This window comes from Roseomonas sp. TAS13, from assembly GCF_001950415.1.
Lineage (GTDB): Bacteria > Pseudomonadota > Alphaproteobacteria > Acetobacterales > Acetobacteraceae > Roseomonas > Roseomonas mucosa.
In genome coordinates this window covers 1-7,112 of record NZ_BDLP01000226.1, presented here as the reverse complement: position 1 = coordinate 7,112, position 7,112 = coordinate 1, and the positions used below count along the sequence as shown (strand labels likewise).

At 73.0% G+C, this 7,112-nt stretch carries 7 protein-coding genes; 5 read left to right on the top strand and 2 right to left on the bottom strand.

The window, feature by feature from the left end; genetic code table 11:
- Nucleotides 1-121: 121 nt before the first annotated feature.
- Nucleotides 122-559 (bottom strand): DUF1489 family protein, encoded by a 438-nt coding sequence (locus ROTAS13_RS16180; protein ID WP_075822850.1) that lies wholly within the window; start codon nucleotides 557-559, stop codon nucleotides 122-124.
- A 206-nt stretch (nucleotides 560-765) separates the two neighbouring features.
- Between ROTAS13_RS16180 and ROTAS13_RS16175 the strand changes: the two genes are divergently transcribed.
- The 5 genes from ROTAS13_RS16175 to ROTAS13_RS16155 all read left to right on the top strand — a co-directional run bounded on the left by ROTAS13_RS16175 (nucleotide 766) and on the right by ROTAS13_RS16155 (nucleotide 6,616).
- Nucleotides 766-1,677 carry an aldose 1-epimerase family protein gene (locus ROTAS13_RS16175; protein ID WP_075822849.1) on the top strand — a complete coding sequence of 304 codons (912 nt, stop codon included), beginning with the start codon at nucleotides 766-768 and terminating at the stop codon, nucleotides 1,675-1,677.
- Nucleotides 1,678-1,851: 174 nt separating this feature from the next.
- Nucleotides 1,852-3,069 carry an amidohydrolase gene (locus tag ROTAS13_RS16170; protein WP_075822848.1) on the top strand — a complete coding sequence of 406 codons (1,218 nt, stop codon included), beginning with the start codon at nucleotides 1,852-1,854 and terminating at the stop codon, nucleotides 3,067-3,069.
- A gap of 148 nt (nucleotides 3,070-3,217) precedes the next feature.
- On the top strand, nucleotides 3,218-4,810 hold the full coding sequence (locus ROTAS13_RS16165; RefSeq protein ID WP_075822847.1) for an ABC transporter substrate-binding protein: 1,593 nt from the start codon (nucleotides 3,218-3,220) through the stop codon (nucleotides 4,808-4,810).
- A gap of 316 nt (nucleotides 4,811-5,126) precedes the next feature.
- A complete protein-coding gene (locus ROTAS13_RS16160) occupies nucleotides 5,127-5,891 on the top strand; it encodes an HpcH/HpaI aldolase/citrate lyase family protein (protein WP_019460730.1) in 765 nt (254 codons plus the stop codon).
- A 5-nt stretch (nucleotides 5,892-5,896) separates the two neighbouring features.
- The gene (locus ROTAS13_RS16155; protein WP_075822846.1) at nucleotides 5,897-6,616 is read left to right on the top strand and encodes an alpha/beta fold hydrolase; all 720 of its coding nucleotides are present in this window, start codon (nucleotides 5,897-5,899) and stop codon (nucleotides 6,614-6,616) included.
- A 73-nt stretch (nucleotides 6,617-6,689) separates the two neighbouring features.
- Here ROTAS13_RS16155 and ROTAS13_RS16150 read toward each other — a convergent pair.
- On the bottom strand, nucleotides 6,690-7,112 hold a 423-nt coding region (locus ROTAS13_RS16150), incomplete at its 5' end, for a DUF4175 family protein (RefSeq protein WP_139323392.1).

Here is a 7,112-nt window from a genome sequence, read left to right as displayed (position 1 = left end):
GCCCGGGGTCCGGGGACCGGCTTCGGTCCCCGGCGGAGAGGGGGTCCGGGCGGAGAGGCGGTGCCTCTCCCCCGGCGGCCAGCCACGAAGCGCAACGCGGGGGCCACCCTTGGCCCGCCTCTCAGATCAGCCCGAGTTCCCGCAATTCGCGGCGCAGGCGGGGCGGCAGGGCGTCCAGCCCTTCCGCCACCGGGCCATCGGCCGGAAGGTCGGGCGGGGCTGCTTCCGGCTGGAGGTAGCGCCAGCCCTGGAAGGGCTTTTGCGGGCGCATTTCCACCGGCACCAGTTCCGGATCGAGCACGAGGCCGACCTGGGCGCGGCCATCGGCGGTCTGGCCTTCCTCCAGCCCGACCAGCCTTTGCCGGACGCGCACGAAGCCGGCCACCACCCAGTAGATGGAGCCGCCGGCCATGAGTTCCCCGCCCCGGCGCGGGATCATCCGCGTCCAATGGCGCAGCGGCGGCTGCTCGGCGAGGCGGCGGGCCTGGATCTGGCGCAGTTCGGCCACGTCCTTGGGGCCGACGGAAAGCTTGATGAGGTGCAGCACGGTGGCGCCCATCTGCGCCGCCCCACGGCCATCGGCAAGGTCCGTCTGTGCCCGCCATGATGGAGCAGGGGCGCGCGGGACGCAGATGTGATGGTATGCGGGGGCGCCGGACGGATTGAGCCACGGCATAAGGGGACCTGGACGGTCCGCCTTCCGGGGCGGGAAGGCGCGCGGCAGGGCGGAAGCGGCTTCCGCCGGTCCGGAGGAGTGATGGAGCGATGGAACAGGACAGGCTGGAGCGGCACGGGATCGGCAGCGGAACGCTGCGGGCGGTGATCTCGATCCAGGGCGCCGAGCTCCAGTCCCTGCGCGATGCCTCCGGCGAGGAATGGCTCTGGCAGGCGGGACCGGCCTGGCCGCGCCATGCGCCGGTGCTGTTCCCCATCGTCGGCCGGCTGCCGGGCGACACGCTGCGCCATGCGGGCGGGACGAGCCGGATGACGCAGCACGGCTTCGCCCGGGACCGCCGCTTCACCTGGCTCGCCCTGACCGAGACGGCCTGTGCGCTGCGCCTGACGGAGGATGCGGAAACGCTCGCGGCCTATCCTTTTCCCTTCACCCTGGATGTCGCCTTCGCCGTGGCCGAATCCGCGCTGGCCTGCACCGTGACGGTGGCGAATACGGGCGAGGCGCCCCTGCCCTTCTCGGTCGGCGCGCATCCGGCCTTCGCCTGGCCGCTGCCGCGCGGCGGGGCGCGGGAGGAGCATGGCGTGACCTTCCTGCCCGATGCCGCGGTCCCGCCCGGCACGCTGCGCGACAGCCTGCCGGTGCGGCGGCTGTCCAACGGGCTGCTCGACCGGGCGGAGGTCCTGCCACTGCGCCAGGGCCGGCTGCGGCTGGAGGACGAGCTGTTCCGCAAGGACGCGCTGGTGATGACGCGGCTGCCCGCCCATGCGCTGCGCTATGACGGCCCGGGCGGCGCGATGCTGGAGATGGTGTGGGAGGGCTACGAGGATTTCGGACTCTGGTCCAAGCCGGGGGCGGAGTTCCTCTGCCTGGAGCCCTGGGCGGGCCATGCCAGTCCGCTCGGCTGGGATGGGGAGTTCGCCGGCAAGCCAGGCGTGATCCTGCTGGAGCCGGGGCGGGCGCGGCGCTTCCATTGGACGGTGACGCTGCGCCCCGCCGCCTGATGGCGCTGCCCCGGCGTGCCGCCCCCCCCCTGGGACGGGGCCGGGAATCCCGGGCGGAATCCGCCCGGCCTCGATTGACCCGCTGCGCCGGCGGAGGCACGGTCCGCGCCGTTCCGAGACAATCCCGTGACGCCCGGCGCCGCCGTGCCGGCGTCCGCGCAACGAGGATACGCCGTGACCGAAACGCCCCTGGATGCGATCAAGCGATTCGAGGATGAGCTGATCGCCATCCGCCGCGACATCCATGCCCATCCCGAGACGCGCTTCGAGGAGCATCGCACCGCCGCGCTGGTGGCGACGAAGCTGCGCGAATGGGGGATCGACGAGGTCACCGAGGGCGTGGGCGGCACGGGCGTGGTCGGCACGCTGCGCGGCACCCGGCCGGGGCAGCGGGCGATCGGGCTGCGCGCCGACATGGATGCGCTCTTCATGGAGGAACGGACCGGGCTGCCGCATGCCTCCACCGTGCCGGGGAAGATGCATGCCTGCGGCCATGACGGGCACACCGCCATGCTGCTCGGCGCGGCGAAGTACCTGAGCGCGAACCGCGACTTCGCGGGGACGGTGCAGCTGATCTTCCAGCCGGCCGAGGAGGCCGGGACCGGCGCGCCGGCGATGATCCGCGACGGGCTGTTCGAGCGTTTCCCCTGCGATGCCGTCTATGGCATGCACAACAGCCCCGGCATCCCGGTGGGGCAGTTCGCGATCCGCCCGGGACCGAACCTGGCGGGGGCGGATTTCTGGGGCGTGACCTTCACCGGCACCGGTGGGCATGGCGGCGCGGCGCCGCATCTGGCGACGGATGCGACGGTGGTGCTGGGGCATTTCCTGCTGGGCGTGCACACCATCGTGGCGCGTTCGCTGGCGCCGACGGAGCCCGCGGCGGTAAGCGTCGGGCATGTGCATTGCGGCACGCCGGAATCACCGAACGTGATGCCGTCCAGGGTGCTGGTGCGCGGCACGGCGCGGTATTTCGAGCAGAGGACGCAGGAGACCATCCGGCGCCGCCTGCGCGACCTGGCCGAGGGGCTGGCCGCGACCTATGGCGTGACGGCGGAGCTGGAGTACCAGCCGCTCTGCATCCCCACCGTGAACGACGTGGAGAAGACCGGGGTGGCGCGCGCCGCCGCCGGGGCGGTGGTGGGCGCCGCGAAGGTCGGCGAGATCCCGATGAGCACGGGCGGCGAGGACTTCGCCTTCATGCTGCGCGAGAAGCCCGGCGCCTTCATCCGCATCGGCAACGGCGTGAACCCGGATGGCAGCTTCCACAACGTCCATACGCCGCTCTACGACTTCAACGACGAGGCGCTGGCGCCGGGGGCGGCCTACTGGGCGAGCCTGGTGCGGCATGAGCTGGGCTGGGCGGGCGAGGAGGAGGCGCGGGCGGCCTGAGGGACGCGATGACCTTCCACGGCCCGGCGCCCTGGCGGCCGGGCCTGCCTTCCCGGCGGATGGGGCGTGCCGCGCCATGCCCGCCGCCGGGACCGCCATCCGCGTCCCATGGGGCCGGGCGGAACCGACAACGGAAAGAACACGGCCGATGATCAAGACAGTTTCCCGCCGCGCGGCGCTGCTCGCCTCGCTGTTCCTGCCGCTCTGCGGCACGCTTGCCGCGGCCCCCGCCCAGGCCGAGCCGCTGTCGCTCGCGGTCAGCGCGCCGCCGGCCAGCATCGACCCGCACTACTACACGCTGACGCCCAGCATCATGCTGTCGTCGCACATCTTCAGCCGGCTGGTGCAGCGCGACGAGAAGTCGCGCGTGGTGCCGGACCTTGCGGAATCCTGGAAGCTGGTGGACGACACCACCTGGGAGTTCAAACTGCGGCCGGGGGTGAAGTTCCACAACGGCGCCGACTTCACCGCGGAGGACGTGGCCTATTCGCTGGAGCGCGTGCCGATGGTGCAGAGCCCCAGCTCCTTCTCCGTCTATACGCGCGACATCGCCGACGTGCAGGTGGTGGACCCGCTGACCGTCCGGCTGAAGACCAACGGCCCCTCGCCGCTGCTGCCGGCCAACCTGGCGAACATCTTCATCGTCTCGCGCTCCGTCGCGGCGAATTCCAGCACGGCGGATTTCAACAGCGGCAAGGCGGCGATCGGCACCGGGCCGTACAAGTTCGTCTCCTACGACCCGAACAACCGGGTGAAGCTGGCGCGCGACGACGGCTACTACGGCGAGAAGCCGGCCTGGGAAACGGTGGACTACCGCATCATCAGCAATGACGGGGCGCGGGTGGCGGCGCTGCTCTCGGGCGACGTGGCGCTGATCGACGCGGTGCCCACGGCGGATGCGGCGCGGCTGCGCAAGGACGACCGGCTGACCGTTGCCGAGGCCAACAGCACGCGGCTGATCTTCCTCGGCCTGGACGAGGAGCGGCAGGAGGGCTCGCCCGACATCGCCGGGCCGGATGGCGGCAAGCTGGAGAAGAACCCGCTGCGCGACCACCGGGTGCGCGAGGCGCTGAGCATCGCCATCAACCGGCCGGCCATCGTGTCGCGCGTCATGGAGGGCGCGGCGCTGCCCTCCGGCCAGTTCATGCCGCCGGGCGTCTTCGGCTACGACCCCTCCATCCCCGTGCCCGCCTTCGCGCCGGACCGGGCGAAGGAGCTGCTGGCCCAGGCGGGCTATCCCAACGGCCTCAGCATCATCCTGCGCGGGCCGAACGACCGCTACGTCAACGACGCGCAGATCCAGCAGACCGTGGCGCAGATGTGGACGCGCATCGGGGTGAGGACGCGGGTGGAGGCGCAGCCGCTGGCGACGGTGATCGGGCGGCTGAACCGCTTCGAGGCCTCGGCCTATCTGCTGGGCTGGAGCAACTCCACGGGCGAGCCTTCCTCCTCGCTGAAGGCGGTGCTGGGCACGCGCGACCCGGCGCTGGGGCGCGGGTTGTCGAACTACGGGCGCTATTCCAACCCGGAATTCGACAAGCTGGTGCAGCAGGCGCTCGGCACGCTGGACGACAAGGCGCGCGAGGGGCTGATGCAGAAGGCGATGAAGATGGCGATGGAGGATGTCGCCATCATCCCGCTGCACCTGCAGAAGAGCGTCTGGGCGATGCGCAAGGGCTATGCCTATACGCCGCGCGCCGACGAGGAGACGCGGGCGATGGGGCTGCGGCCGGCGAAGTAGGGCCGGCGGGCGCGCGGCTCCCCACCGGGCACGCGGGACGGGCGCCCGTCCGGGACGGACAGGCCGGGGCCGTGCGCCGAGCCGCAGAGGGCGGGCTTCTTCGCGGCCCTGTCCTGCGCTAGCCTCGGTGGAACAAGGAAGGCCCGCGCCGCGTCCGGGCTGCCCGCGCCCGGACGCCACGGGGAGAGCCTTCCATGCCCCCGGCCCCATCCCGGGCCGGGCGGCCCCGGAAAGGAACGCCCATGCCAGCATCGATCCCCGTCAGATCCGCTCCCCGCCCCGGTCCGGCCAAACCCGCCGGGCGGGAGGGCCGCTGATGCGCCCGAACCGCGTCCGCGAGATCGCCCGCGCGGGCGGGGCGGCGATGAACGGCTGGTGCGGCATCCCCGCCCCCTATGCGGCCGAGCTGCTGGGCCATGCGGGCTATGACTGTGTCACCGTGGACATGCAGCACGGGCTGATCGGCTTCGAGACCGCGGCGGCGATGCTCCAAGCGATCTCCGCCACGCCGGCGCAGCCGCTGCTGCGGGTGCGCTCGAACGATCCGGGGCTGGTGATGCAGGCGCTCGATGCCGGGGCCTATGGTGTCATCTGCCCGCTGGTGAACTCGGCGGAGGAGGCGCGGCGCTTCTCGGAGGCCTGCCGCTATGGCCCGCGCGGCGGGCGCTCCTTCGGCCCGGCGCGCGGGATGCTCTATGGCGGCCCGGATTATTTCGATCGCGCGAACGACGAGGTGCTGGCCCTGGCGATGATCGAGACCCGGGGCGGCGTGGCGGAGATCGATGCGATCCTCGCCCTGCCGGAAATCGACGGCGTCTTCGTCGGGCCGAACGACCTCTGCATCGAGATGGGCGAGCGGCCGTCCTCCGAGCCGGAGGCCGGGACGCGCGCCGGCACGGCCATCGCGCATGTGCTGGCGCGCAGCCGCGCCGCCGGGAAGATCGCCGGGATCTTCTGCTCCGACGGGCCGGCGGCGGGGCGTCGGGCGAAGGAGGGCTTCCAGCTCGTGAACCCGGGATACGATGTCGGCTTCCTCGCCGGCGGGGCGCGGGCCAACCTAGCGGCGGCGCGGAACGTTTGACCGTCATGGCCGATCCGCTCCTGCTGCTCCCCGGACTGATGTGCGACGCACGGCTCTGGGGGCCGGTGCAGGAGCGGCTCTGGGCCCTGGTGCCGGAGCGGGACCGCTATGCTGGCGCGCATGTGGCGGCGCTGCGCGGGGCGCGCAGCGCGCCCGACCTCGCGGCGCGGCTACTGCGCCATGCGCCCCCGCGCTTCGCCCTGGCCGGGGCGGCACTGGGGGCCATGGTGGCGCTGGAGATGGTGGCGCAGGCGCCGGAGCGGATCACACGCCTGGCCCTGCTGGCCGGGGATGCGCGGCCGGACGCGCTGGAAAAGGCGCCGGCGCGCTTCCGCCTGCTGGAGGCGATGGAGCGCGAGGGGGCGCGCACCATGGTGGCGCGTGAGTTCTGGCCCGATGCGGTGCCCGCGGCGCGGCGGGAGGATGCGGCGCTTTTCGACCTGCTTTGCGACATGGCCGATACGCTCGGCCCGGCGGTGCTGCGGGAACAGACGGCGGTGCTGATCCACCGCGCCGACAGCCGGCCACGGCTGGCGGCGATCCAGGTGCCGGTGCTGCTGATCAGCGGCGAGGAGGATCGGCTCTGCCCGCCCGCGCGGATGCAGGAGATCGCCGAGACGGTGCCGGGCGCGCGGGCGATGCTGCTGCCGGGCGTGGGGCACCTGCCCTCCCTGGAGGCGCCGGAGGCGGTGGCGGCGGGTTTCGCGGAGTGGCTGGCCGCCTGAGGGACGGACCCGGCGTTGCGCCTGGCGGGGGAAAGGCCCTGCCTTTTCCCCGGAGGCTACCGTACGGGCTGGCTCAGAACTGCCGCAGCAGGCGGTCGTAGTAGTCCAGCTCCTGCGCCGGGCGCTCGCGCTCGCCGACGCGGCGTCGCAGCTCCTCCTGGATGCGGCGGGTGCGCAGCATCTCCGCCTGATCGGGCACGCGGGTGTCGTTGCCGTCGCTGGCCGAGCCGGCATTCTCGCGCGTCGAACGGCCGAGCGGGTCGCGGCCGCGGCCCTGGCCGCTCGCCTGGTCCTGGCCCTGGCCGCCGTCCTGACCGTTGCCGGGCTGGTCGCCGGCCATGCCGGGGCCGTCGCCTTCCTCGCCCTCGCCTTCCCCCTCGCCCTGCTGGCCGTCGCCCTGCTGCCCGGGGCCGAACTGGCGCCGCATCGCCTGGGCCATCTGCCGGCCGCCTTCGGTCAGCTCGCGCAGGGCCTGCTGCTGCTGCGCCTCTGTCTC